Here is a 25,492-nt window from a genome sequence, read left to right on the forward strand (position 1 = left end):
ATAAGGCCCGGTGCAGGGGAGACCCTGGTGCCGGGTTTTTTATTTTTCCAGCCACTGGTTTTGCGGCTATACGCGTCTGTCTCTCCTTTTGGTTGCATATCACGAAAAATTTAAGCCCGGTGGTCTAAAAATGATGATCATGAGTTGCTATATCGGCTGCTGACATGCCGCTCATGGGAGGGCGGCCAACAGGAGAGAGTGATGTTTGCTGCCTTTCGGCGCTTCAAGGGTTTGTTCGCAGTCGCCGCACTTGGTATCGCGGTGTCTTTCGTGGCGGTTGATATGGCAGAGGCACGCCGTGCCGGTGGTGGCTTCGGCAGCCGTGGTACGCGGACATATTCCGCACCGCCTTCGACCAGCACTGCGCCCGGCCAGACAGCGCCGATCAATCGCAGCATGACCCCCAATACCAACCAGGCAACGCCGGGCGCTGCCCAGCCGGCCCGTCCGGGCGCGCAGGCGGCACCGCAGCAGAGCCGTGGCCTCTTCGGCGGCATGATGGGTGGTTTGATGGGCGGCCTGTTGATGGGCGGCCTGTTCGGCATGCTGATGGGCGGTGGTTTTGGCGGCATGGCCGGTTTCTTCGGCATGTTGTTGCAGGGGCTGCTTATCGGCGGTCTCATCATGCTCGCCATGCGTTTCTTCGCATCGCGCCGTCAGGGCCAGCCCGCTTATGGCGCGGCAGGCGGATCGCAGCGCACGGATAACTCCGGCTCCTCCTTTAACGGTGGCTCACAGGCTGGTCCTTCCGCGTCCTCGTTCAAAATCCCGAAGATCGGCGCGCTTGCCGGTGCTGCGGGCGGCGCGGCTGCGGTCACTGCCGCAACGGCAAAGCCGGTGGCGCATGAAAACGCCGTTTCTGAAGGCGACGAGATCGGCATCACCCCAAGCGACCTCGAAACCTTCCAGAAAATGCTGCAGGACGTTCAGTCCGCTTATGGTGCCGAGGATTACAGCACATTGCGCAAGCTGACGACGCCGGAAGCCATGTCCTATTTGGCCGAGGAACTGAGCGACAACGCCACCAGCGGCGTGAAGAACGACGTCCGCGACGTGACGTTGCTGCAGGGCGACGTTGCCGAAGCCTGGCATGAAGAAGGTCAGGACTACGCCACTGTCGCCATGCGCTACTCCGCCATCGACATCATGCGCGATCGCACCTCGGGCAAGGTTATCGAAGGCGACGAGCACAAGCCTTCCGAAGCGGTGGAAATGTGGACCTTCGTGCGTCGTGCCGGCAACGACAACTGGCAGGTCGCCGCCATTCAAGCTGCTGCTTGAACTGAGACTGGGTTTCGTTTTTGAATTGAATAGCCCGGAGGTCTGCCGACCTCCGGGCTTTCGTTTGGAAGAAATTACGAATTTGGCTTCGATTCGGATCACGACCTCCCGCGGCTGAAGCGGGGCAGGGCGCAAAAAAACCGAGTGATAAATCTTACGGGTAATATCTATCGCACGCGCAAAAGCAGATCCGGTTGTTGGCGCTGCCATGCAAGGGTTTGCGGGCTCATCGCCAAGGCATCTTGTCCGCACATGGCTTTGATCATTCTTGGAATGGCCTTTTTTCATTCATCCGGCATTCAGTCCCCGCGTCCTAACCACGCAGCATACACGTCAATGTGACTTTTCGCGCCGGTTCTAAACCGCTTTGGAAAGGGAACCACAGGCGCAAAGCTGCGTTGACAATCCGACCCCCGGCCAGCCTCCCGCAAGCCGGGCCAGGTGGCCGGGTAACGCAGGCCCTGCGAGAACGGAGAGCTATCGAGATGAAACGCTTTGACCTGATCGACGGAATGCGTGGTTACTTCCTCGTCTTCATGCTGATCAACCACCTGGTGTTTGCCGGCGGCTTCTGGCTGGTGGAAATCAATCACCGTCAGTTTGCCTTTGTCGAGGATGCACAGGGCTTCGTGTTCCTGTCCGGTCTTCTGATCGGCATGGTCTATGCCCGCAAGATGATGAAGTACGGTTATGATGCTGGCAAACAGGCGATCTGGAACCGGGCGATGGAGCTTTATCGTTACGCGATGGGCCTCGTCATCGCCGTGCTGTTCTTCCGCATGGTCATCCCGCATGCGCCCTATATCTGGTACAACTGGCTCGGCATGACCTCGTTCGACGATCCGCTGCGTCTGGCGGCGATCGCGACATTCCTGTTCCAGCCGACATTCATGGATATTCTGCCGCAATATATCGTCTACATGCTGTTTGCGCCGGTCCTCATCAAGCTCTGCCTCGACGGCAAGTGGGCCTATGTTCTGGCCGGCTCGATGCTGGTTTGGATGGCTGGTCAGCTCGGGCTCCAGCAGATTGTCACTGCGCCGCTGAACGAACTCGTCAAGGGCGCTGACGAACAGGGCATCCGCGTCAGCTTCAATCTGTTCGGCTGGCAGCTGGTGTTTTATTCGGCGCTGGTGCTGGGAGCGATGACGGCGCAGAACCGCATCCCTTGGAAAGCCATTTTCTCGCCTGAGAGAACCTGGCTTCCCAAGGCTGCGCTCATCGCCTGCCTGTTCTTCATGCCGCTGCGCATCGCGACAGCCTGGGGCTTGATGCCGGAATTCATGATGGGCAAGTTTTCCACCATGGAAATCCGCGCCGATTTCGGCCCCGTATATCTCATCAACTTTCTTGCCGTCGGCATCGGTCTGACATGGCTGGTAATCGCTGGTCCGAGGCACCATCGCCCGCTTGTGCGCTCCATTGCGGAAGGCGTTATCTGGGTGCTGTCGCTGAAGTTCCTGCAGCTGCTCGGCCGCCATTCGCTGCAGGTTTACGTCTGGCATGTGGCGATCGTCTACGGCGTCTATTATCTGGATGGCCGCACGGTGGAACTGTCGCAGCTGAACAAGACGCTGATTGCTCTTACGGCTATCGGGCTGCTCGCCCTGCCGGCCCTGTGGCGGGAGCGCGACAAGTGGACCGGCAACAGCGGTCAGAAGGCTGCTGGCGCTTAACACCACCATCATGGCTCATGTCTGATAGCTTTACGGGGCGGTTTTCCGCCCCGTACTTGCGTGCACGGCCTTTCTTTTCTATATGCAGCCCTTAAATCCGCAGGATGATAAGGAATGACAGTCCGGTTTTTCCGGCTGATGCTCACACCGCGGATGACCGACAGGCGGCGGGGCCTTTACCCCCGTTATGACTGACGATGGGAAAAAACGTGAATACGCTCGATTTTGACAAGAGGCCGGAAGATACCCGGATCGTTGTCGCCATGTCCGGTGGCGTCGATTCTTCGGTTGTGGCCGGTATCCTCAAGCGCGAGGGCTACGATGTCCTCGGCATTACGCTCCAGCTTTACGACCACGGTGCTGCCGTGCACCGCGCCGGCTCCTGTTGCGCGGGGCAGGATATTGACGATGCGCGCCGGGTTTGCGAAACGCTCGGCATTCCGCACTACGTGCTGGATTATGAAGCGCGGTTCCGAGAAACCGTCATCAACCCCTTTGCTGAAGCCTATGCGATGGGCGAAACGCCGATCCCCTGTGTTGCCTGCAATCAGACGGTAAAATTTGCCGATCTGCTCGCCACCGCGCAGGAACTGGGTGCTGATGCGCTGGCAACCGGCCATTATATCCGGTCACGCCTGAACCCCGTTCCCGGTCAGCCGGGTCGCCGCGCGCTCTATCGCCCGATCGATAGCGACCGTGATCAGAGCTGGTTTCTGTTCGCAACGACACAGGAGCAGATCGATTATCTGCGCTTTCCGCTCGGCGGTCTCTCCAAGGCCGAAACGCGGGAGTTGGCGGAAGATATGGGGCTTGTCGTCGCCAAGAAGGCCGACAGCCAGGACATCTGTTTTGTGCCGCAGGGCAAATATACCGATATCATCAACAAGCTGAAGCCGAATGCGGCTTTGGTCGGGGATATCGTGCATTTGGACGGACGTGTGCTGGGCCGTCACGACGGTATCGTGCATTATACGATCGGCCAACGTCGCGGCATTGGTGTCGCTACTGGAGAGCCGCTCTACGTCGTGCATCTTGATGCGCGGGGCCGGAGGGTCATTGTTGGCCCGCGTGAGGCGCTGGAAACCCGCCGTGTCTATCTGCGTGACATGAACTGGCTGGGAGATGGCGCATTGGTGGACGATGCCGGTCAGGGCTTCGCCTGTTTCGCCAAGGTCCGCTCCACCCGCCCGCCCATGGAGGCAGTGCTGCATGCCGATGAAAACGGTATCTATGTGGATCTGACGACCGGCGAGGCCGGTGTCGCCCCCGGCCAGGCCTGCGTGCTCTATTCCGCGCCGGGTGCCGATGCCCGCGTTTACGGCGGCGGTTTCATCGAACGTTCGGAACGCTCGGTGGAAGCCGAGGCTTCGTTGAAGGCACTTTTGGAAAAGCCGGTTGCGGCCTGAAACAGTTCACTTTTTGCCGCGAGGTGGAAAGCGAATTTTTTGCGCATCTTGCGCTTGACACTTTGGGGAGCGGCACCTTATAAGCCGCTCATCCTGATGGAGCGGCCAGTCACATGACTGTCACGTTTCCCCTGTGGCGGGGTAGCTCAGGTGGTTAGAGCAGCGGAATCATAATCCGCGTGTCGGGGGTTCAAGTCCCTCTCCCGCTACCATTTTTAGAAATTTAAAAAAGTAGATTTTGGTTTATATTCTGGACAATAAATATTGCCGGTCTGTGATAAGTGTTAATTTGTTCGTCCGATCGACTACCAGTGGTTCACTACAAGAAGATCCCATATGCGCACAGTAGTCACTGGATCAATCAACTGCTCGGAATGCGGAGACATTGTTCGTTTTGAGTGTCCGGCTCCGACATTACCAGGGCAGGACTGGGTTAGCGAAATTGAAGCATCAACAACGCTGAATGAAAAATGTAAAGCTTGCGGAGCAGTGACGACTATTGAGGTGTCTGGGCACCTGTCTTCATTCTTTGCAAAAATATTGCCGGATGGCCACAAAGTGGCGATCGCGAATGAGGTCCAATATCCCATTTACTTCGATCCTAATAACGGAGGATTGGAGGCATTTTATCACGCTCAAGCTAGCTTGGAAGAAGTCATAAAATGGCTTTCTCACAAGCCCAATCCTATGCTTCACCGTATGTATTTGATGCAAGCATTCTCAAATTTTGAGGCTTTGTTATCTGACAGCTTACATAGCTTTGTAAGCCGTGATTCGGCGGCGAGACTTGCAATGGTCGAACGTCTGGATGGTCTTAAGGACACAAAATTTTCTCTCGCCCAGATCGAAAAATCCCCAGCGATAGTTATGGAAAAGATCGAAAAATTTATAGAAACGGTATCTTTCCATAACTTTGTTTTCGTGCAGTCCATTTTTCTAACCGCATTAAAAGTTGATATCTTTCCGGACACTGACGAGGATAGGAAGTTCTTACTTAGTATGCAGCAGATTCGTCATGATTGCGTACATAGGAACGGAATCACTCAAAAGGGAAGGTCAGTAGAGGACCCACTGCCACACCTTCCAAGGCTCTTCCAAATTTTTTCCGATATGGGTAATCGTGTCCAAAGAAGGATACACGACAAATATCCGCCTCAGGTCGCCTAATTTGATTATCTACCTGACTATAGGATTACAATAGGAAGGGCGGTCGCCAAAAAAAGGGAAACCCGCCTGCTGCCAAAAGCAACCAGCGGGTCTCGACCTCTACCCCCTCCCACAAGGGCGGCTGCACAAAAGCACATCGAATGAATTATGGCAAGATCATGGCGACCATATTGTTGCCGTGGACGACTCCGTTCGCCAATTTAGTGGCGGATGGCAGAGCGCAACCAGTTCCGTGTGCCGCTGGTAAGGCGCCTGATAGGAGACGATGTTCTCGGAGCAGCGCATTTCCGCGTGATTCGAATAGGTGTTCGCAGTCGCGCGCGGTTCGTGGTTGGTTCTGTGCCGCGGAGGCTGATCCTGACCATAAATGATCATGTCTGCGGCGAAGGAAGCGGCCGGCATCGTCACGGCGGCGAATGCTGCAATCAAAAGAGTTTTCGAAATTGCGGACATGGGTGTTCCCCCGGTGTTGATCAACACAGGGAAACGCCCCGTGTGTGGGCGATGTTCCGGACGGGCGGATTTATTTTTTGGCGACGGTGGCCCTTAAAAAAAATGCCCGCTCATGGCGGGCAATTCAGAGCGGAACTGAGGTTAGGAGCCTCGAATCTGAAACGGCCATTTCTGCCGGAGGTTCCATTCGCCCGATAATTTCACGGCTGTTCTGACAAGGGAGGATGACGAACTCTTGAGCGCCGAACCGCATAACTCAGCCGGTCTGAATTCAGTATTCAGTCGTAGATTCTATCTTTTGGAAAATTTGGAGCGGGCGAAGGGATTTGAACCCTCGACCCCAACCTTGGCAAGGTTGTGCTCTACCCCTGAGCTACACCCGCTCAAATCCACCGGTCCGGGGTAGTCGCTGAACCGTGGGTCACCACGTTGGGGCGACGGGCGCTATATCGCTCAATCGATTTTGGAATGCAACAGGGAAATGACAAAAACGCGAAAATTTCTTTGAAAAATGCGACAAGCGACGGAAATGATTGGCGGTTTTTCATCTCTGCGTTTTTTCCTGCGTTGCCAAGCGCCGGTTGCCCCCTTAATCAGGAATGCAGTGATATCGAAATCGGCAGAGGCGGGCGGCGGAATATGGCGGAGAATTCTCCCAGGATGGCAACGGAGCTTTTCCAGTTTCTGGATGGGCTCGGCATTTCTCATACCACGAAACAGCACGAACCGGTGTTTACTGTTGCCGAATCCCAGTCGCTGCGCGATCTCATTCCCGGCGGTCACACGAAAAACCTTTTCGTGAAGGACAAGAAGGATCAATATTTTGTTCTGACTGTCGAAGAAAATGCCGTCGTCGATCTCAAAAGCGTTCACAAGACGATAGGTGCTGCAAGCCGCGTGTCCTTTGGCAGGCCGGAAAAAATGCTCGAATATCTGGGCGTCGTGCCGGGATCGGTGACGGTATTTGGGGCGATCAACGACACTGGCAGGCAGGTCACCTTCGTGCTCGACAGTGATCTTCTGGAAAACGAGCTGGCCAATGGCCATCCGCTTTCCAACGACCAGACGACGACGATCGCGTCGAAGGATCTTATCCGCTTTCTTGAGGCGACCGGACATACGCCGCTTGTCTTGAAAGTCAGCGAGTGAGATACGATCTTTGCTTCAAGTGAGACAGATGACAGAAATTGCAGGAGACCGGCATGAGCGACACCAATAATCCTTACGGCGGTTCCTATGGCGGGCAGATGTCTGCGAGCGCGCATCATCACGGCGAGCTGAATGGTGCGGCCTCCGGTCACATCAAGGACACAACGACGGCTGCTTTCTCCAAGGATGTTCTTGAGGAATCGCGCCGCCAGCCGGTTCTGGTGGATTTCTGGGCGCCCTGGTGCGGTCCGTGCAAGCAGCTGACGCCGGTGCTCGAAAAGGTCATCAACGAGGCGAATGGTCGTGTGAAGCTTGTGAAGCTGAACATTGACGATCATCCGTCCATTCCGGGCCAGCTCGGCATCCAGTCCATTCCCGCCATCGTCGCTTTTGCCGATGGCCGGCCGGTGGATGGCTTCATGGGCGCGGTGCCGGAAAGCCAGATCAAGCAGTTCATTGACAAGATTGCCGGCCCGGATGCGGGTGATCCGAAAGCCGAAATCGAGGCGGCTCTGACTGAGGCGAAACAGCTTCTTGCGGATAGCGATTTTAATGGCGCAGCACAGCTGTTCGGCGCCGTCATGCAGGCCGATCCGGAAAACCCTGCGGCGATTGCGGGTATCGCCGAATGCATGATCGCTGCCGGTCAGTATGAACGAGCCAGCGAACTGCTCTCCTCCCTGCCTGCGGAGCTCAACGAAGATGCGGGCATTCAGCTCGTTTTGAAAAAGATCGCGCAATATGAGGAAGCCCGCAAGATCGGCGATCCGGTGGCGCTGGAAAGCGATCTGGCGCATAATCCCGATCATCACGAGGCGCGGATAAAGCTCGCCAAGGTGCTGAACGCTCAAGGGCGGCGTGATAAAGCGGCAGACCATCTTCTCTATGTCATGCGCAAGGATCGGACCTTCGACGATGACGGCGCGCGCCGCCAGCTTCTGGAGTTTTTCGAGGCCTGGGGCTTCAAGGACCCGGCAACCGTCGCCGGCCGCCGGAAGCTTTCGGCAATATTGTTTTCATAATGCGGGCATATCCCGGCCGCGGCGGTTGATCCGCCGGCCGGGCAGCAGTGAACAGGGGGCTTGATCCCATGCATGTCGGAAATGCGAGATATGTGAAGAACGACGATCTGCCGGAAATCGTGCCGGTATTTCCCTTGCCGGGCGCGCTGCTGCTACCGGAAGGTCATCTTCCGCTCAATATTTTCGAGCCGCGATATCTTGCCATGATCGATATGGCGCTGGCCGGGCATCGGCTCATCGGCATGGTGCAGCCGGCCCTTCACGTCATGGAGTCAGGACTTGAGGGTGGGCCTTTGAGCGCCGTCGGATGTCTCGGCCGCATCACTTCCTTTTCTGAAACGGGGGACGGCCGTTACGTCATCTCCCTCACCGGTGTTTGCCGTTTCCGCCTGCTGGAAGAGGCGGAGGCCGGCAAGCCTTATCGCAGTTTCCACCATGCGCCCTTCATCGCCGATCTTTCCGGCGAATATAATGAGGAAGCGGTGGATCGCGAAAACCTCCTCCGGGTATTCCGCGCGTTTCTGGATGCAAACCAGCTGGAGGCAGATTGGGAAAGCGTTGAAAGGGCGGGCAATCGTGTTCTCGTCAACTCCCTTTCCATGATGTCTCCCTTCGGTCCTGCCGAAAAACAGGCGCTGCTTGAAGCGCCCGACCTGAAGACACGGGCCGAAACCTTGATTGCCATCACCGAGATCGTTCTTGCCCAGGGATCGGGCGAGGGCGGCACCGTGCTGCAATAGGATCGCCCCATGGACGACCGGATGAGCAATGTCGATCCGAAGCTCCTGGAGCTGCTGGTCTGCCCTTTGACCAAGGGACGTCTTTCTTATGACCGGACCCACAACGAGCTCATCTCCGAAAGCGCGAGGCTCGCTTACCCGATCCGCGACGGCGTGCCGATCATGCTGATTTCCGAAGCGCGTAAAATAGAAGACTAGCCTCCCCGTCTGCTGACCTCCACGCATCCTCCTGTTGCGAATTGACGAAGATGCGTTGACAACCATGCGTGGATTTGACCAGAGTCCCGCCCGACATGTCTGTTGCGGGAGAATACTGATGTCGTTGCGCGCGCTCGTCCGGATTTCGTGGGTTGCGGTCTCTACCGCCCTGATTTCTCTCCCGGCCACGGCGGCCGAACCTTCGCGGAAAGTGGTAACCACGCAAAATGGCGATTATTTCGGCTTCGATCTTCGGGCGGAGCAGAATGTCTCGCTGGAACAATGCGGCGAGATTTGCATCGGCGACGCTGCCTGCAAGGCTTTCACCTACAATCCCAAGGTGAAATGGTGCTTCCTTAAATCGGATTTCAATCAGCTGAACGCTTTCCCCGGCGCCGTTGCCGGCAAGATCGTGGAAGTGGCGGCGGAAGCCGATATCGGCGCGCCGCAGCGCCTTTCCTTCGTGACTGACAGCCTGCAGCAGGAAGCCCGCCGGCTGAAAGCCGGCCTTGCTGCCAGTGACGGTGACGAACAGGGCGTGGAAGCGCTTGTGCAGACGGCGAGGCAGCAGGCCGCCGCGGGCAATGTTCCCGATGCGGTCACGACCTATAAACAGGCTCTTGCGATCACGCCTGATGACGGCGCGCTCTGGGCGGAATTGTCGGAAAAGGCGGCGCAGGTCACCGATAATTATTCGATTGCCGGGCAGGCGGCGTCTGCCGCCATCAACGCCTATCAGCTGAGCCGCACGGTCAGCGCCCGCACCGAGGCCCTGAACCGGCTGGCGAAGGCTTTTGAGCGAACCCAGAATTATCGCGCGGCACTCAATTCCTATAAGGAGAGCCTTGCGCTTACCGACAACGCACAGACAAAGGCGGCCTATGCCGATCTGCGCACGCGCCAGGGTTTCCGCGTCATCAACAACACGGTTGATACGGATAGCGTCAGCCCGCGCGCCTGCGTGCAGTTTTCCGAACCGTTGGTAAAGAACGGTGTCGATTATTCCTCCTTCATCACGCTGGATGGGGCAGCCCCCAAGGCCATCGAAGCGAAGGGCAGCGAGATCTGCGTGGAAGGCCTGACCCATGGCCAGCGCTACAAGATCGCGCTGCGCGCCGGCCTGCCGTCTTCGGTGGAAGAGCCTCTGGAAAAGCAGGTCAATCTCGATATTTATGTGCGTGACCGCGCCGCCAGCGTGCGTTTTACGGGCGAAAATTTCGTGCTGCCGGGTACTGCGCGCCGAGGCATTCCGATCGTTTCTGTTAATGCCGACAAGGCTGATCTGAAGCTCTATCGTGTCGGTGATCGCAACATCACCTCGCTTCTTTCCAATTCGCAGTTTCTGACGCAGATGGACGGTTACAACGCTGACCGCATCGAAAACGAAATCGGCGAACTCGTCTGGCAGGGCGCGATCGATATCCAGCCGGATCTCAACAAGGATGTGGTGACGAGTTTCCCGGTGGATGAAGCTTTGCCGGAACGTAAACCCGGCATCTATGTGCTGACTGCCGTGCCGCCGGGCACCGCTCCGGAGACCTGGGACTCGCGCGCCACGCAATGGTTCCTCGTATCCGACACCGGCATCACCACCTATGCCGGAACCGACGGGCTCAATGTCTTTGTCCGCGCCCTTGGCAGCGCCAAGCCACTCGCAGACGTGGATTTGCAGTTGCTTGCCAAAAATAATGAGGTACTGGGCACGGCGAAGACTGATGCGGACGGCCGCGCGGTGTTTTCCGCCGGCCTGATGCGCGGCACGGCTGCGCAGGCACCCGCAATTCTGACGGCGAGCAACGGCGACAAGGACTACGTGTTCCTCGACATGACACGCGCCGGCTTCGACCTCTCCGACCGGGGCGTGACGGGCCGCGCCGCACCCGGCGCCATCGATGTGTTCAGCTGGACCGAACGCGGCATCTACCGCGCCGGCGAGACCGTGCATGCCGCAGCGCTTGCCCGTGATGTCGACGGCAAGGCAATCGAGGATCTTCCGCTCACCTTCATCTTCTCGCGTCCCGATGGCGTCGAGGACCGGCGCTTCGTCAGCGATGGCAAGGCGCTGGGCGGTCATGCGGTCGATCTGCCGTTGCAGGCAAATGCCATGCGCGGCACCTGGACGTTGCGCATTCATACCGATCCGAAGACAGCTGCCATCAGTGAAAAGAGCTTCCTCGTTGATGATTTCGTGCCTGATCGCACCGAGTTCGACCTCTCAAGCAAGGCAAAGCAGATCGATCCGGGCGCGGAAACGGCAATCGATGTCGACGGCCGTTATCTCTATGGCGCGCCGGCTGCCGGCCTGACGCTGGAAGGCGAGGTCGCGATCAAGCCAACGCGCACCAGCGCCGATTTCGAAGGTTATTTCTTTGGTCTGGCCGATGAGGAAAGCGAAGAGGAAAACCGCACCACGCTTGCCGATCTGCCGGTTCTGGATGAAGAGGGCAAGGCGAGCTTCAATGTCGATCTGACCGACCTGCCGTCCACCACGCAACTGCTTTCCGCCAACATCACCGTGCGCATGCAGGAGGCGGGCGGGCGTGCCGTGGAGCGTTCGCTGACGCTGCCTATCAAGGCGGAAACCTCTGTTATCGGCATCAAGCCGCAATTTTCCGGCGATCTCGCCCAGAATTCCGTCGGCCGTTTCCACATCATCGGCGTTGGTGCCGAGGGCGCCAAACAGGCGATGAGCGGCCTCAACTGGAAGCTCATAAAGGTCGAGCGGAACTATCAATGGTATCGTCAGGGCAATTCCTGGCGTTATGAGCCGGTGGAATATACCAAGCAGCAGGAAGCGGGCACGCTTTCGGTCGATGCCAATGGCGGCGAGATTTCCGTGCCTGTCACCTGGGGACGCTATCGGCTGGAAGTAGAGGGTGCCGGTAATGGTGCGCCGGTTTCCAGCGTTGAATTCGATGCCGGCTTCTATGTGGAGGCAAGCTCGACCGAAACGCCGGATGCGCTGGAAATCGCTCTCGACAAGCAGAGCTACAAGATCGGCGATACGGCGAAACTCAAGGTTTCCTCGCGTTTTGCCGGCGAGCTGATGGTCACTTCCGGTTCTGAAAAGCTGATTTCGGTGCAGAATGCGCAGATAGGCGAGGATGGCGGTGAGATCGACATCCCCGTCACCGAGGAATGGGGTGCCGGCGCGTATGTCACGGCCACGCTGTTCCGGCCGGGCGATGCGCAGGAAAGCCGCATGCCGATGCGCGCCATCGGCATCAAATGGCTTGCCGTCGATCCGGCCGAGCGCAAGCTTGCCGTCACCCTCGGCGCGCCGCAAAAGACGCTGCCGCGCCAGCCGCTTGAAATTCCGATCACGGTTGCGGGCGCTGGTGTCGGTGAAAAGGCCTATGCCATCGTTGCGGCCGTGGATGTCGGCATCCTGAACCTCACCCGCTATGAGCCGCCGAAGCCGGACGAATGGTATTTCGGCCAGCGCCGGCTGGGGCTGGAAATCCGCGACCTCTATGGCCGCCTGATCGACGGTTCGCTGGGCGCCACCGGCCGGCTTCGCACCGGCGGTGACGGCGGCGGGGCGGCCCTTCAGGGCAGCCCACCCACCGAAAAGCTGGTGGCGTTCTTTGCCGGTCCGGTCGAACTCGACGCGGACGGCAAGGCGACGGTGAGCTTCGATATTCCGCAGTTCAACGGCACGGCCCGCATCATGGCTGTGGCCTGGACGAAAACGGGCGTCGGTCATGCGGTCTCCGATGCCATCATTCGCGATCCGGTCGTGGTGACGGCCAGCGCGCCGAAATTCCTCGCCCCCGGCGATGTCTCGCAATTGCGGCTCGATATCGCCAATACCGATGGCGATGCCGGCGATTACCGGCTGGATGTGACCAGCAACACGGCCTTGACGGTCGATCAGGGCGAGATGTCGCAGACATTGGCGTTGCAAAAGGGTGGAAAGTCGTCGCTGACCGTTCCGCTGACGGGCGAACAGCCCGGCAATGGCGCGATTACCATCAAGGTTTCCAATGCATCAGGCGTCTCGCTGGAACAGGTTCTGAACATCCCGGTTCGTCCGGCCGTTCTGCCGGTCACGACGCGGCGTGAAATCAAGATCGCGCCGAACAGCAGCCTGACGATCAATGGCGATCTGTTGGCCGACAGCATGCTGCTCGGCTCCTCCGTTGCCGTCAATGTCACGCGTTCGCCCGCCTTCGATATTCCGGCGCTGGTAATGATGCTGGATAAATATCCTTACGGCTGCGCCGAACAGACGACGAGCCGCGCTTTGCCGCTGCTTTATCTCTCGGAAATGACGAAGGATACCGGCCTCCCCGAAGACCCCGATACCCGCAAGCGGGTGCAGGAGGCGATCTACCGGGTGCTGTCCTTCCAGTCGAGTTCCGGCAGTTTCGGCCTCTGGTCGCCGGGTTACGGCGATCTGTGGCTCGATGCCTATATCAGCGACTTCCTGACAAGGGCGCGCGAGCAGAGTTACGATGTTCCCGATGAGGCCATGGTGCAGGCGCTGAACAACCTGCAGAACGGCCTTTCCTCTGACAGCAACGTCAAGGATCGCGGCAACGAGATCGCTTATTCGCTTTATGTGCTGGCGCGCAACCGCAAGGCGGCGATCAACGATCTGCGTTATTACGCGGATACGGCGCTTGCCGATTTCCCGACCCCGCTTGCCAAGGCGCAGGTTGCCGCAGCCCTTTCGCTTTATGGTGATCAGGCCCGTTCGAAAGCCGTGTTCGGCGCTTCGCTCGATATGGCAAGCCGCACCACCAATGTCAGCTTTGCGCGTGCCGATTATGGCTCCGCCCTGCGTGACGGCGCGGCGACGCTGGCGCTCGCGGCCGAAAGCCGTCCGGTTCCGGCCGTCGTGCCGCAGCTTGCCGGCGCGGTGGCGAAGGAATGGGAAAAGAAGCCCTATACCAGCACGCAGGAACAGGCATGGATGCTGCTGGCTGCCCGCGCCGTCAAAGGTGAGGACAAGGATATCCGTCTTGACGTGAACGGCGATTTGCAGACTGGCGGTTTTGGCAAACGGATGAGCGGCGACGAATTGCTGGCGGCTCCCCTGAAGATCGCCAACGCCTCGGCCGATCCGGTCACGGCTGTTGTCACCACGGTGGCGCCACCGGCCCAACCGCTTGCCGCCGGTGGGGAAGGCTTCACCATTGCCCGCACCTATTATTCCATGGATGGTGAAGAGGTGAACCCGAGCGAGGTGGTGCAGAACGAACGTTATGTGGTGGTGCTGAACGTGGTGCCGCAAAATAACTGGCAGTCACGTATTCTAGTGACCGATCTTCTGCCCTCCGGTTTTGAGATCGACAATCCGAGCCTCGTCAATTCGGCTGCGCTTTCGAATTTCGACTGGTTGCCGGAAACGGAAGCGGCACATACCGAATTCCGCTATGACCGTTTCGTGGCGGCCTTCGACCGCTCGGCCGGCGACAGTTCGGAGATTGCGCTCGCTTATGTGGTGCGCGCCGTCACCCCCGGCACCTATGACCATCCGGCAGCCTCGGTTGAAGATATGTACCGGCCGCAATTTTCGGCACGCACGGCAACCGGCCGCATGGAGGTGCGCTCGGCAACCCCATGAGACGGAAGAAGGCGATCATTGTCGGCATCATGACGGCCGCGCTGCTTATCGGCGGCGCGGCCTTCGGTCTTGATGCGCTGGACAAGGCCTATCCGCCGCCGCTGGATGCTGCGCGGCAACGATCCTTCGAGGTGCTGGATCGTGACGGCAAGCTGCTGCGCGCCTTTGCGACACCGGATGGCCGCTGGCGGCTGAAAACCACGGCCGCCGAGGTCGATCCACAGTTCCTGCGCATGTTGGTGGCGTATGAGGACCAACGTTTCTACGATCATCACGGGGTCGATCCCTGGGCGCTTTTGCGCTCCGCCTGGCAACTGGCCAGCAATGGCCGGATCGTCTCGGGCGCTTCGACTCTTTCCATGCAGGTGGCGCGGCTGATCGAGCCACGCGCCGACCGCTCATTCTCGGCGAAATTGCTGCAGGCCATGCGTGCGCTCCAGATCGAAAGACGGCTCGACAAGGCGGAAATCCTCGATCTCTATCTGAATATCGCCCCCTATGGCGGCAATCTCGAAGGCGTCAGGGCCGCAAGCCTCGCCTGGTTCGGCAAGGAACCGGGTCGGCTCGACACGGCGGAGGCGGCCCTTCTGGTGGCGCTGCCGCAACTGCCGGAGAAACGTCGTCCGGACCGTTTTCCGGAAGCGGCAAAGCAGGCGCGGGAGCGGGTGCTGCAACGGCTTGCCGTCGAACGTGTGGTGGGCGAAGGGGAGGCGGAGCGGGCGACTCTTTCAGCAGTGCCTGCCAGCCGGCGCGACCTGCCGGCCTTTGCACCGCATATGGCCGTCGCGGCGCGGGCGAAATCTCCGAATGCCACCGAGGCACAATCTACGCTGAAACTGCCGATCCAGCGGGAACTGGAAGCAGTGGCACGCCACGCGGTGGAAAAGCTTGGAGATAAGGTCTCCGTCGCCATCGTCATGGCGGATGCAGAGACCGGCGATATTCTCGCGGAGGTCGGCTCGGCGGATTATCTCGATACGGCAAGGCGTGGTTTCGTCGAGATGAGCCGGGCCGTGCGCTCGCCGGGTTCCACCCTCAAGCCCTTCATCTACGGTCTTGCCTTCGAAGATGGTCTGGTTGGACAGGAAACCATCATCGAGGATCGCCCGGCGGATTTTTCCGGTTATCGACCGCGCAATTTCGACATGCATTATCAGGGTGACGTCAGCATCCGGCAGGCGTTGCAATTGTCGCTCAATGTGCCTGCCGTCAAGTTGCTCGATGCGGTCAGCCCATCAGCGCTGATGGTGCGGTTCCGGCGAGCGGGCGTCCGGCTGGTGCTTCCGTCAAACGAGGCGCCCGGACTTGCCATTGCGCTTGGTGGCGCGGGTATTTCGCTTGTTGATCTGGTGCAGCTTTATGCCGGGCTTGCCGGTAGCGGTGATCCCGTGCGGTTGGGCGACGGCGTCCGCTCAGTCCCCGAGCGCCTTGCCAGTGACCGGCTGTTTTCCGATGCTGCGATCTGGAATGTCTCTGACATACTCTCCGGCGTGCTGCCGCCGCTCGGCGTGAAGCAGCGCGGCATCGCCTACAAGACAGGCACGAGTTACGGCTACCGCGATGCCTGGTCGGTAGGCTATGACGGGCGACACGTGATAGGCGTCTGGGTCGGCCGGGCCGATAATGGCGCGGTGCCGGGTATTGCCGGTTACGCGACCGCGGCCCCGATCCTGTTCGAGGCCTTCGCAAAATCCGGTGTGGCGATCACGCCGATGCCTGCTCCACCCTCCGGCGTCGCGCGTGTTGCCGTTTCCGATCTTCCCGCCAACCAGCGGCGTTTCACCACGACGGCAAGCGGCCTGCTTTCGGCATCGAGACGCGAAAGCGCCCCGCGCATCGTCTATCCGCCGGAAGGAGCAAGGGTCGAGCTTTCCGGCCAGTCGGGCATTTCGCCGCTGGTGCTGAAGCTGCAAGGCGGGCGCGCTCCCTTCCGCTGGCTCGCGAATGGCATGCCTCTGCCCGACGCTTCTCATCGCCGCAACAGCGAATGGCGACCGGAAGGGCAGGGATTTTCCACCCTCACGGTGATCGATGCCGACGGCCGCGCTTCGAGCGTGCGGGTTTTTGTCGAGTGAATCTTTGCGGCGTGCCAGCCGCTCTCTGCGTCTGTTCTTCCCAAAAACAAGCATAGCTGTAGCGCGCTGCGCGCAAAGTCGCAGGGCGCGGGTTTTGTCGATCCTTTTTCACCTTCTGGATGAATGTCGGCAGATGGCCCGGTAGCGAGATTCTGGAAATTTTATTGCCGTATAGAAATTCTGCAATTTTTGTTGCGAATCCTGTTCCGTCCCGCTATGTTGAAACTGCGCCCGGAAAACACCCGGTCGCATGGGAGAGACGGGCGCAGCACTAAAGCTGCGCGCAAACAGTGCTGCCGTTTCGACTGATCGACAGGACATGACTTCGCTTGAGGCGGATTTTGCTGCTGCATCCGTCACCGGCGAAGCCATGCCTGGAGACGGCCGGGAGGCGCCGGTTTGGGTGATCGCACACATTCGTCACGTGCGGGGAAAAGAGGAGGAGAAAATCTCGTGATCAAAAAAATCGTAATCACAACCGCATTCTGCGCCCTGATGGCAAGCGCTGCCCACGCCGAGAAAATTGGCGTGGCGATGTCGCTCTTTGACGACAATTATCTCACCGTGTTGCGCCACAACATTCAGCGCCATGCCAAGGATCTTGGCGTGGAAGTCCAGATGGAGGATGCGCAGGGCGATATTGCCCGCCAGCAGTCGCAGATCGAAAACTTCGTGGCGGCTGGCGTGGATGGCATCATCACCATGCTGGTGGATGCGGATTCCGGCAGGGCGATGTCAAAGATCGCCGATCAAGCGGGTATTCCGCTGGTCTTCGTGAACATGCTTCCGGCCAATATGGAAAAATTCCCGGACAAGCAGGCATGGGTCGGCTCTAATGAGGAGCAGGCTGGCGAATTGCAGGCGACAGAGGTTTGCAGGCTTGCGGCCGGCAAGGGTGATGCGGTCATTCTCATGGGCCAGCTTGGCACCACCGGTCAGCGCGGCCGCACCGCGGCAGCCGAACGTGTCCTTAAAAGCGATGCCTGCAAGGACATCAAGGTGCTGGACGCGCAGACCGCGAACTGGATGCGCACCCCGGCCATGGACCTGATGACGAACTGGATCACATCCGGCATGAAGCCGACCATCGTGCTTGGAAACAATGACGAGATGGCGCTCGGCGCGATCCAGGCGCTGAAATCTTCGGGCGTCGGCATGAAGGATGTCATTGTTGCCGGTGTTGACGCAACGCAGGATGCGCTTGCCGCGATGGAAGCGGGCGACCTCGACGTTACAGTCTACCAGTCCGCCAAGGGGCAGGGCGAGGGATCTCTCGATACCGTGCTGAAAATCGCACGTGGTGAAAAATTCGAGCACAAGGTCGATGTGCCCTTTGAACTCGTCACCCCCGCCAATGTCGCTCAATACAAGTCCAGCAACTGATTTGTGGCCGGCGGCCGGGCACTGCCTCGGTCGCCGGCACAGCAGATCACGGCCCGGCCGCTGGCCGGATAAAGGACGGGTGAGATATGATTTCCACAACCACCTTAGAGGCGATTGAACGCTTCAAGCAGGCCGCCGGCCCCTACCTTCTTGAAATCGAGGGGGTACGCAAAGAATTTCCGGGCGTCGTCGCGCTGGATGAGGTGCAGTTCCGCCTGCGGCCGGGTTCCGTGCACGCGCTGATGGGCGAAAACGGCGCCGGCAAGTCGACACTCATGAAGATTATTGCCGGGATTTATAGCCCGGATGCCGGCACCGTGAGGCTACGGGGGGAAGACGTCCGCCTGAAAAGCCCCCGCGATGCGCTGGAGCGCGGCATCGCCATGATCCATCAGGAACTGGCGCTGATGGACTGGATGACTGTGGCGGAGAACATCTGGATCCGCCGCGAGCCGAAAAATCGTCTCGGCCTCATAGACCATGCGAAAATGCTGGCGGAGACGCGGGCGCTGTTTAACCAGCTGAAGATCAATATCGATCCGGCGGCGGAGGTCAGCACGCTGACGGTGGCGCAGCGGCAGATGGTCGAAATCGCCAAGGCCGTCAGCTACCAGTCCAGCGTGCTCATCATGGATGAGCCGACATCGGCACTGACGGAGTCGGAAGTCGCACATCTTTTCGATATCATCCGCGACCTGCGGTCACGCAATATCGGCATCGTCTACATCACCCACAAGATGAACGAGCTGTTCGAGATCGCCGACGAGTTTTCGGTGTTCCGCGACGGGCGATATGTCGGCACCCATGCGAGCACCGATGTCACGCGCGACGACATCATAAAAATGATGGTCGGCCGCGAGATCACCAATATGTTTCCCAAGCAGGAAGCCTTGATCGGCGATGTCGTTCTTGAGGTTCGGGATCTCGGTTTGGCCGGGGTTTTCCGCGATATTTCCTTCGATCTGCATCGTGGTGAAATCCTCGGTGTGGCGGGGCTGGTGGGCTCCGGCCGCTCCAACGTCGCCGAGGCGATTTTCGGGGTGGTGCCGGCGAATGAAGGGACGATCCGCATCGACGGCGTTCCGGTCACGATCAGTTCGCCGGCGGATGCGATGCGCAGGGGCATGGCGCTGCTGACGGAGGACCGCAAGGCAACCGGCTGTTTTCTGCCACTTTCGATTCTCGAGAACATGCAGATCGCGGCCCTCCAGAATGGCCATGCGGCGATGGGTTATGTCGATGAGCGCGGGCTGACGGTGCTGTGCGAGGACATGAAGAAAGCGCTGCGCATCAAGACGCCCGATCTCGATGAGCGGATCGAAAACCTGTCCGGTGGCAACCAGCAGAAGGTGTTGATCGCCCGCTGGCTTCTGACCAAGCCCGCCATCCTCATTCTCGACGAGCCGACGCGCGGCATAGATGTCGGCGCCAAGGCGGAAATCCATCGCCTGATTTCCAGTCTGGCGAAGGAAGGTGTCGCCGTCATCATGATCTCGTCGGAACTGCCGGAGGTTCTCGGCATGTCGGACCGGATCCTCGTCATGCACGAGGGGCATATGACCGGGATTCTCGATCGCGCCGAAGCGGACCAAGTCAAAATCATGGAACTGGCGGCCCGCTGAGGCTGCGACGGCGGCAATGCCGGGGAGGAAAAATTATGGATAGTGTACAGACCGAACCGGTCGAACGGAAAAGGCGCAAGCTACCGCAGGAACTGAATATTCTGACCGTGCTGATCGGCGTCGCACTTGTGTTCGAACTGCTTGGATGGTTCGTGCAGGGGCAGAGCTTTCTCGGCAGTCCGCAGCGCCTGACGATCATGATCCTCCAGGTCTCTGTCGTCGGCATCATCGCCGTCGGGGTCACCCAGGTCATCATCACCGGCGGCATCGACCTCAGTTCGGGCTCTGTGGTGGCGATGACGGCCATGATCGCGATGAGTTTTGCGCAAAGCAGCGATTTCGCGCGGGCGATCTATCCCGCACTGACCGATATGCCCGTGGTGGTGCCACTGGCCGTCGGCCTCGGTCTCGGCCTGATCGCCGGCATCGTTAACGGCATGCTCATCGCGGTGACGGGAATACCGCCCTTCATCGCCACGCTGGGCATGATGGTGACCGCACGCGGCATCGCCAAGTGGTATACGAAGGGGCAGCCGATCTCCTTCCCGACAGAGAGCTTCGCATCGATCGGCTCGGGCGCATGGCCTGTCGTCATCTTCCTGCTCGTCGCCGTCACCTTCCATATTGCCCTGCGCTATACGCGTTACGGCAAGTTCACCTATGCGATTGGCGCGAACATGCAGGCGGCCCGCGTGTCCGGCATCAATGTCCAGCTGCATCTGGTCAAGGTCTATGCCATTGCCGGCCTGCTCGCGGGCCTCGCTGGCATTGTCACCGCCGCCCGTGCGGAAACGGCGCAGGCCGGCATGGGCATGATGTACGAACTCGACGCCATCGCCGCGGCTGTCATCGGCGGCACGTCCCTTTCCGGCGGGCGGGGTAGGATTTTCGGCACCGTTATCGGCACGGTGATCCTGGGGTTGATGATGTCGGGCTTCACATTTCTGCGCGTGGATGCTTACTATCAGGAGATCGTCAAGGGACTGATCATCGTCAGCGCGGTCGTTGCTGATGTCTACCGTCAAAAAGCCCGGCTCCGGAAGGGCTGATATTCATGCGCGTGGTGCCCCTGCAGGGGTGCCGGCGGCAATGCCGAGGAGATGCACTTGAACCTTTTCAACTCTCCTCTGGAACTGGGTCTTACCGTGCTTGCCGTTGTGCTGGTCGGGCTTTCCAAGGGTGGGCTCGGTGGCATGAGCCTGCTTGGCGTGCCGCTGATGGCGCTGGTGATGTCGCCGGTCACGGCGGCCGCCATTCTGCTGCCGATCCTCGTTGTCATGGATATGGTTGGTGTGGCGGCCTGGCGCAAATGGGTCGACTGGCGGATCATGCGACAGCTTCTGCCGGCAGCTGTTCTCGGCATCGGGCTTGGTTGGATGACAGCCGAGATCACTTCGGACGCCGTGGTGCGCCTGATCGTCGGCCTGGTCTCTGCCGTGTTCGTGTTGCGCGTCGTTCTGGCCAGAGGCGTTCTTTTGATGGCAGCCAAGGAGCGGCCGATGGCGGGACGGTTCTGGAGCCTGCTTGCGGGTTACACCAGCTTCGTCGCGCATGCCGGCTCGCCACCGCTGCAGGTCTATCTGCTCCCGCTGCGTATGGATCCAAAGGTTTTCACAGGCACCAATGTGATGTTCTTTGCCATCACCAATGTCCTGAAACTCGTGCCCTATGCGGCGCTCGGAGGTTTCGGCGCGCAAAATCTCGGCCGTGCCGCCTTGATGGTGCCGCTGGCTATCGTCTCCACATGGCTTGGCGCCTGGACGGTGCGCCACATGCGTGCCTCGATCTTTTACCCCCTGACTTATATTTCTGTGGCGCTGGTAGCGGTGAAGCTGATCTGGGACGGTGTGGCGGGGCTTTAAGGGATGTTGGCGCCTAGAGGCCGGTCACCGTCGGAATTCGCGGCGCGGTCTCGTTCTTCTGAACGCGCGCGGCCACCGCAACCGCCAGAGCCTGCGCAAGACACATCGGCGCTGCCAGAGACCGGGAAAAGCTGTAATCATGCTCGGGAACCGCGAACAGGACCTTTGCCGATTTTGCCAGCGGTGACAGGGTACTGTCGGAAATCGCTACGGTCGGCACACCGATCTTTTCCGCCTCCTCGACGATATTCACTACTTCCGTCGCGTAAAATCGGAACGACACCGCGATCAGCACGTCACCGGTCTTCATCGTCCGGGCCATGTGGGTAGCGAGCCCGCCGCCCGGATCAAGAAGGATACATTGCTTGCCGAGCATGGTGAGGATGTAACGCAGCAGCTCCGCCACCGGCGCGGAGCGCAGCTGGCCGACGAGATAGACGGTGCCGGCGGCCTCGATCAGATCGGCGGCCGTGCCCAGCTGTTCGGCGCTGATGCGTTCCAGCAGGTCCTGTAAGGAGGCGATGTCCCTGACGACAAGATCGTGAAGGAAACCGTATTCAGAACGATCCTCGCGGCTCTGCAATTCGTCATCGAGCGCGCGCACGCGTGCCTCAAAGCCCGGAGCAGCCGTCGCCAGCCGTTTCTGGAACAGCGCCTGCAGCTCCTTGAAACCCTTGTAGCCCAGCGACTGCGCAAACCGCACGAAGCTGGAGGCGTGGATGTTGTGCCGCTCGGCAATGGTATTGACCGAATGCACGGCGACTTCATTGGGGTTCTGCGTCAGATAGACGGAAATCCGCTGATAGGTCTTGCTCATCTGATCATGACGATCATGGATGAGGCGGATCAGTTCTTCGTAATCTTTCGGAGGGTCGACGGGCTGCGGTTGTTGCTTCATGGCATGATCTTGCAATATTTATTGCGGTTTTCCAAGAGGCATGAAGGCCCGCAGCCCGTCGCTCAATCCGGGATTTTACGCATCGACAGCCATCCATTGCCGTGCGGATGACGAGTGCTGGATCGTCTCGACCAGTCGCTGGATGCGCAGGCCGGCAGCAAAGCCGAAAGGCTCTGGTGCCTGTCCCGCGATTGCCCTGAGATAACCTTCGATCTCGATGGCTTTCAGGTCGTTGAAGCCGAGTTGATGACCGGGCGCGACACAGAAGCGGCCATAGGGCGCGTGGTCAGGAGATGCCTCGATCCTGCGGAAGCCACGGCGGCCAGCCGGATCGGCGGCGGAATAGAAATGCAGCTCGTTGAAGCGCTCCTGCGTGAAATAAAGCGCACCCTTGTCGCCGTAAATCTCGAAATCATGCTGCATCTTGCGGCCGGTGGCGATCCAGTTGCCTTCGACCGAGCCCTGCGCGCCATTGGCGAAACGCAGGAAAGCGCGTCCCACATCATCCGCTTCCACCTTGCGTGTGCCGCCCTTGCCATCCGGCCGCTCGGCAATCAACGTCACGCAATCCCCCATCACTTCGGTTATCGGACCGAGCAGGAATTCGGCTGTGGCAAGCGCGTGAGAGCCGATATCGGCAAGCGCACCGCCGCCGGCCGGATCGTGGCGGAAGGTGAAGGCGCCGGAGGCGTCGGCCATGTAGTCTTCTGCGTGTAGACCGCGATAACCGCGTATCTCGCCGAGTTCGCCCGCCGCCACCATTTCCCGTGCCAGCCGCAGCATGGGATTGCAGAGATAGTTGAAACCCACCTGTGTTTTGACGCCGCGCGCCGTCGCGGCTGCAGCCATCTCGCCGGCATCCGACGCCAGCGGTGCGAGCGGCTTTTCGCAATAGACGTGTTTGCCGGCGGCAATGGCGGCAAGCGCCATCTCCTTATGCAGGGCGTTCGGCGCGGTGATGTCGACGAGGTCGATATCCGGATCGGCGATGATGCTGCGCCAGTCCGCCGTGGAATGGCTAAAGCCAAAATCCGCCGCCGCCCGTGCGGCCGCATCTTCGGTGATGTCGGCAACGGTGTGCAATTCTATTCGGTAGGGGAGGTCGAAGACCTTCTGGGCGGAGGCAAAACCGAAGACATGGGCCTTGCCCATGAAGCCGGTGCCGATGAGGCCGACGCGTAGAACGGGTTTTTCAGACATGGGCAAATTCCGGATTGACGATGAGGCCGGGATCGATCGTCCCTTTCAGATAATTGACGGCGTTCTGGATGGACGCGATGGCCATCCTCTCCCCGCATTCCGTCGTAAGCCCGGCAATATGAGGCGACAGCACGGTGTTGAACTGCGACAGCAGCGGGGAGGAGCTTTCCGGCGGCTCGTCGTCGAAGACATCAAGCCCGGCCGCGCCGACATGACCCGAGGCGAGCGCTTCGCTGAGCGCCTTTTCACAAACGACACCGCCACGGGCCGTGTTGGATAGCACGACACCGCGCTTCATCAGTGCGATTTCGGCAGCCCCGATGGCAGGGCGTGGTCCCTTGGGAATGTGCACGGAAATATAGTCGGCCCAGGGCAGGCCTTCTTCCAGCGATACGGGTCTTGTCGGCCCTTCGGGCCATCCCGATTGCAGCAGGTAGGGGTCGTAGGCGCGGATATGCATGCCGAAACCCGAAGCCATTCTGGCAAGGTGCCGCCCGATCCGGCCGTAACCGAGAATGAGGAGGTTCTTGCCGGATATTTCCTGCTGCTCCAGCCTGTTTCGCCAGCTCCACTGCCCCGGTTCGCGAACCGCACGGTCGGCGAGTATGGCCCGCTTTGCCGCCGCCAGCAGCAGCATCATCGCATGTTCGGCGACTGAGACGGAATTGACGTCGCCGACGATGGTGAGCGCGATGTTGCGGCGGTTGAGTTCTGCAAGATCGACGCTATCGTAACCCACCCCATGACGGGACACCACTTTCAGCCGTCCGGCCCTGGCAATGGTGGCTGCCGAGAGCGGTTGTGTGCGGATGACGATTGCATCCGCTTCTTCGATGAAGGGTGCGTAGGAGGCTTCGGAGACATCTTCAATATAGCGGACGGAGAAGCCGAGGGACGGCAGATCACGCAGCATGGCCTCGCCGGAAGGGTGAAGTTTTCCGGCCACAAGAAGGTTTGGCATTCAATACCCCCCTTTGCCATCGGTTTTTTTGCTGGTCTTTTCCACCAGCCTGCGCCACGTCGCGGTCGATTCCGTCGCTGCGGCGGCCAGCAGGCGGGAATCGCCGGATACGGTCGTCATGTCGAAACCCCATTCCACCGCGCGTGCCGCGTAATCCGCCGTGCCGCAATGGAGGGCCGCCTTGATACCGTTGCGGTGGCAGGCATCGAGGATGCGCTTGATGGCGTCGATGACTTCAGGTTCCTCGCGGTCGAAGGCAGGTGTCAATTGCCCTTTAGAGAGCGAGAAACTGAGATCGGCGGGGCCGACATAAATCCCGTCGAGGCCGGGGGTGGAGGCAATCTCTTCAAGATTGTCCATCGCCTCTGCCGTTTCGATCATCGCAAAGGCGAGGATTTCGTCATTGGCTTCGGCGGCATAATTACCGCCGGCGGCGTAAACGGCGCGGGTGGGGCCGAAGCTGCGTTCCCCAAGTGGCGGATAGCGCATGTATCGGACGAATTGCTCCGCCTGTGCCCGGGTGTTGATCATAGGGCAGATGATGCCATAAGCCCCGGCATCCAGAACCTTGGATATCCATGCCGGGTCGAGCCAGGGCACCCGCGCCATCAGCACCTTGTCAGAAGCGCGCATCGCCTGGAACATGCCGAGCACGTCCTTGTAGTCGACCGCGCCGTGCTGGATGTCGATGGAGATGGCGTCATAATCCTGCGCCGCCATGATTTCGGCGCTGAACGGGCTGGCGATGGACAGCCAGCCATGCAGCACCGGACGTCCCTCGGCCCAGATTTCCTTCAATTTGTTTTTCCGCATGGGATTCTCCTGCA

General features: G+C 59.6%; 20 protein-coding genes and 2 tRNA genes. 16 read left to right on the forward strand and 6 right to left on the reverse strand.

What is annotated here, in order from left to right:
• Positions 1-201 precede the first annotated feature (201 nt).
• The 5 genes from JZX89_RS04920 (at position 202) to JZX89_RS04940 (ending at position 5,530) form a co-directional block, all read left to right on the forward strand.
• Positions 202-1,281 (forward strand): Tim44 domain-containing protein, encoded by a 1,080-nt coding sequence (locus JZX89_RS04920; protein ID WP_207133269.1) that lies wholly within the window; start codon positions 202-204, stop codon positions 1,279-1,281.
• Positions 1,282-1,766: 485 nt separating this feature from the next.
• Complete coding sequence (locus JZX89_RS04925; protein ID WP_207133270.1) at positions 1,767-2,957, forward strand: OpgC family protein; 1,191 nt, start codon at positions 1,767-1,769, stop codon at positions 2,955-2,957.
• A gap of 209 nt (positions 2,958-3,166) precedes the next feature.
• Complete coding sequence (mnmA, locus tag JZX89_RS04930; protein WP_207133271.1) at positions 3,167-4,363, forward strand: tRNA 2-thiouridine(34) synthase MnmA; 1,197 nt, start codon at positions 3,167-3,169, stop codon at positions 4,361-4,363.
• Between the two features lie 135 nt (positions 4,364-4,498).
• Positions 4,499-4,575: transfer RNA gene (locus JZX89_RS04935), tRNA-Met, on the forward strand.
• A gap of 124 nt (positions 4,576-4,699) precedes the next feature.
• Positions 4,700-5,530, forward strand: coding sequence for a hypothetical protein (locus JZX89_RS04940; protein WP_207133272.1), 831 nt, complete (start codon positions 4,700-4,702; stop codon positions 5,528-5,530).
• Positions 5,531-5,686: 156 nt separating this feature from the next.
• Here JZX89_RS04940 and JZX89_RS04945 read toward each other — a convergent pair whose 3' ends face one another.
• Both JZX89_RS04945 and JZX89_RS04950 read right to left on the reverse strand, forming a co-directional pair.
• The gene (locus JZX89_RS04945; RefSeq protein ID WP_207133273.1) at positions 5,687-5,983 is read right to left on the reverse strand and encodes a hypothetical protein; all 297 of its coding nucleotides are present in this window, start codon (positions 5,981-5,983) and stop codon (positions 5,687-5,689) included.
• Positions 5,984-6,291: 308 nt separating this feature from the next.
• Positions 6,292-6,366, reverse strand: a tRNA-Gly gene (locus tag JZX89_RS04950).
• Between the two features lie 256 nt (positions 6,367-6,622).
• Here JZX89_RS04950 and JZX89_RS04955 point away from each other — a divergent pair.
• The 11 genes from JZX89_RS04955 (at position 6,623) to JZX89_RS05005 (ending at position 21,606) form a co-directional block, all read left to right on the forward strand.
• Positions 6,623-7,132 (forward strand): prolyl-tRNA synthetase associated domain-containing protein, encoded by a 510-nt coding sequence (locus JZX89_RS04955; RefSeq protein WP_207133274.1) that lies wholly within the window; start codon positions 6,623-6,625, stop codon positions 7,130-7,132.
• A gap of 53 nt (positions 7,133-7,185) precedes the next feature.
• Positions 7,186-8,154, forward strand: a complete 969-nt coding sequence (gene trxA, locus JZX89_RS04960; protein ID WP_207133275.1) for a thioredoxin — start codon at positions 7,186-7,188, stop codon at positions 8,152-8,154.
• Between the two features lie 68 nt (positions 8,155-8,222).
• A complete protein-coding gene (locus tag JZX89_RS04965) occupies positions 8,223-8,894 on the forward strand; it encodes an LON peptidase substrate-binding domain-containing protein (RefSeq protein WP_174373842.1) in 672 nt (223 codons plus the stop codon).
• A 9-nt stretch (positions 8,895-8,903) separates the two neighbouring features.
• Positions 8,904-9,092: a Trm112 family protein gene (locus JZX89_RS04970; RefSeq protein ID WP_006310303.1), complete on the forward strand. Its 189-nt coding sequence runs from the start codon at positions 8,904-8,906 to the stop codon at positions 9,090-9,092.
• 118 nt (positions 9,093-9,210) lie between these two features.
• On the forward strand, positions 9,211-14,664 hold the full coding sequence (locus tag JZX89_RS04975; RefSeq protein ID WP_207133276.1) for an alpha-2-macroglobulin family protein: 5,454 nt from the start codon (positions 9,211-9,213) through the stop codon (positions 14,662-14,664).
• Entirely contained in the window at positions 14,661-16,739 is a 2,079-nt protein-coding gene (pbpC, locus tag JZX89_RS04980) for a penicillin-binding protein 1C (RefSeq protein ID WP_207133277.1), read from the forward strand. The genes JZX89_RS04975 and pbpC overlap by 4 nt, the downstream gene beginning before the upstream one ends.
• Positions 16,740-16,989: 250 nt before the next feature.
• The gene (locus JZX89_RS04985) at positions 16,990-17,196 is read left to right on the forward strand and encodes a hypothetical protein (RefSeq protein WP_110758044.1); all 207 of its coding nucleotides are present in this window, start codon (positions 16,990-16,992) and stop codon (positions 17,194-17,196) included.
• A complete protein-coding gene (locus JZX89_RS04990; protein WP_207133538.1) occupies positions 17,196-18,122 on the forward strand; it encodes a substrate-binding domain-containing protein in 927 nt (308 codons plus the stop codon). Before JZX89_RS04985 ends, JZX89_RS04990 begins: the two co-directional genes overlap by 1 nt.
• A gap of 86 nt (positions 18,123-18,208) precedes the next feature.
• On the forward strand, positions 18,209-19,744 hold the full coding sequence (locus JZX89_RS04995; protein WP_149899478.1) for a sugar ABC transporter ATP-binding protein: 1,536 nt from the start codon (positions 18,209-18,211) through the stop codon (positions 19,742-19,744).
• Between the two features lie 35 nt (positions 19,745-19,779).
• Entirely contained in the window at positions 19,780-20,793 is a 1,014-nt protein-coding gene (locus JZX89_RS05000; RefSeq protein WP_046799878.1) for an ABC transporter permease, read from the forward strand.
• A 57-nt stretch (positions 20,794-20,850) separates the two neighbouring features.
• The gene (locus JZX89_RS05005) at positions 20,851-21,606 is read left to right on the forward strand and encodes a sulfite exporter TauE/SafE family protein (protein WP_246670551.1); all 756 of its coding nucleotides are present in this window, start codon (positions 20,851-20,853) and stop codon (positions 21,604-21,606) included.
• 13 nt (positions 21,607-21,619) lie between these two features.
• Here the strand turns inward: JZX89_RS05005 and JZX89_RS05010 are convergent, their stop codons facing one another.
• From JZX89_RS05010 to JZX89_RS05025, 4 genes are all read right to left on the reverse strand, one after another.
• Entirely contained in the window at positions 21,620-22,504 is an 885-nt protein-coding gene (locus JZX89_RS05010; RefSeq protein WP_080854335.1) for a MurR/RpiR family transcriptional regulator, read from the reverse strand.
• Positions 22,505-22,579: 75 nt separating this feature from the next.
• Positions 22,580-23,704 carry a Gfo/Idh/MocA family protein gene (locus JZX89_RS05015; RefSeq protein ID WP_207133278.1) on the reverse strand — a complete coding sequence of 375 codons (1,125 nt, stop codon included), beginning with the start codon at positions 23,702-23,704 and terminating at the stop codon, positions 22,580-22,582.
• The gene (locus tag JZX89_RS05020; RefSeq protein WP_153514451.1) at positions 23,697-24,665 is read right to left on the reverse strand and encodes a hydroxyacid dehydrogenase; all 969 of its coding nucleotides are present in this window, start codon (positions 24,663-24,665) and stop codon (positions 23,697-23,699) included. The genes JZX89_RS05015 and JZX89_RS05020 overlap by 8 nt, the downstream gene beginning before the upstream one ends.
• Complete coding sequence (locus JZX89_RS05025) at positions 24,666-25,478, reverse strand: HpcH/HpaI aldolase family protein (protein ID WP_149899474.1); 813 nt, start codon at positions 25,476-25,478, stop codon at positions 24,666-24,668.
• Positions 25,479-25,492 lie beyond the last annotated feature (14 nt).

The organism is Agrobacterium burrii (assembly GCF_017313405.1).
GTDB lineage: Bacteria > Pseudomonadota > Alphaproteobacteria > Rhizobiales > Rhizobiaceae > Agrobacterium > Agrobacterium burrii.

Bases quoted from the DNA above. Each gene is read 5' to 3' on its own strand.
- JZX89_RS05000 (WP_046799878.1), top strand. From the start codon at position 19,780: ATGGATAGTGTACAGACCGAACCGGTCGAACGGAAAAGGCGCAAGCTA.
- JZX89_RS04975 (WP_207133276.1), top strand. From the start codon at position 9,211: ATGTCGTTGCGCGCGCTCGTCCGGATTTCGTGGGTTGCGGTCTCTACC.
- JZX89_RS04985 (WP_110758044.1), top strand. From the start codon at position 16,990: ATGGGAGAGACGGGCGCAGCACTAAAGCTGCGCGCAAACAGTGCTGCC.
- JZX89_RS04940 (WP_207133272.1), top strand. From the start codon at position 4,700: ATGCGCACAGTAGTCACTGGATCAATCAACTGCTCGGAATGCGGAGAC.
- JZX89_RS04965 (WP_174373842.1), top strand. From the start codon at position 8,223: ATGCATGTCGGAAATGCGAGATATGTGAAGAACGACGATCTGCCGGAA.
- JZX89_RS04920 (WP_207133269.1), top strand. From the start codon at position 202: ATGTTTGCTGCCTTTCGGCGCTTCAAGGGTTTGTTCGCAGTCGCCGCA.
- JZX89_RS04945 (WP_207133273.1), bottom strand. From the start codon at position 5,983: ATGTCCGCAATTTCGAAAACTCTTTTGATTGCAGCATTCGCCGCCGTG.
- pbpC (WP_207133277.1), top strand. From the start codon at position 14,661: ATGAGACGGAAGAAGGCGATCATTGTCGGCATCATGACGGCCGCGCTG.
- JZX89_RS04995 (WP_149899478.1), top strand. From the start codon at position 18,209: ATGATTTCCACAACCACCTTAGAGGCGATTGAACGCTTCAAGCAGGCC.
- JZX89_RS05015 (WP_207133278.1), bottom strand. From the start codon at position 23,704: ATGTCTGAAAAACCCGTTCTACGCGTCGGCCTCATCGGCACCGGCTTC.
- JZX89_RS05010 (WP_080854335.1), bottom strand. From the start codon at position 22,504: ATGAAGCAACAACCGCAGCCCGTCGACCCTCCGAAAGATTACGAAGAA.
- JZX89_RS05020 (WP_153514451.1), bottom strand. From the start codon at position 24,665: ATGCCAAACCTTCTTGTGGCCGGAAAACTTCACCCTTCCGGCGAGGCC.
- JZX89_RS04955 (WP_207133274.1), top strand. From the start codon at position 6,623: ATGGCGGAGAATTCTCCCAGGATGGCAACGGAGCTTTTCCAGTTTCTG.
- JZX89_RS04970 (WP_006310303.1), top strand. From the start codon at position 8,904: ATGGACGACCGGATGAGCAATGTCGATCCGAAGCTCCTGGAGCTGCTG.
- trxA (WP_207133275.1), top strand. From the start codon at position 7,186: ATGAGCGACACCAATAATCCTTACGGCGGTTCCTATGGCGGGCAGATG.
- JZX89_RS05025 (WP_149899474.1), bottom strand. From the start codon at position 25,478: ATGCGGAAAAACAAATTGAAGGAAATCTGGGCCGAGGGACGTCCGGTG.
- JZX89_RS04925 (WP_207133270.1), top strand. From the start codon at position 1,767: ATGAAACGCTTTGACCTGATCGACGGAATGCGTGGTTACTTCCTCGTC.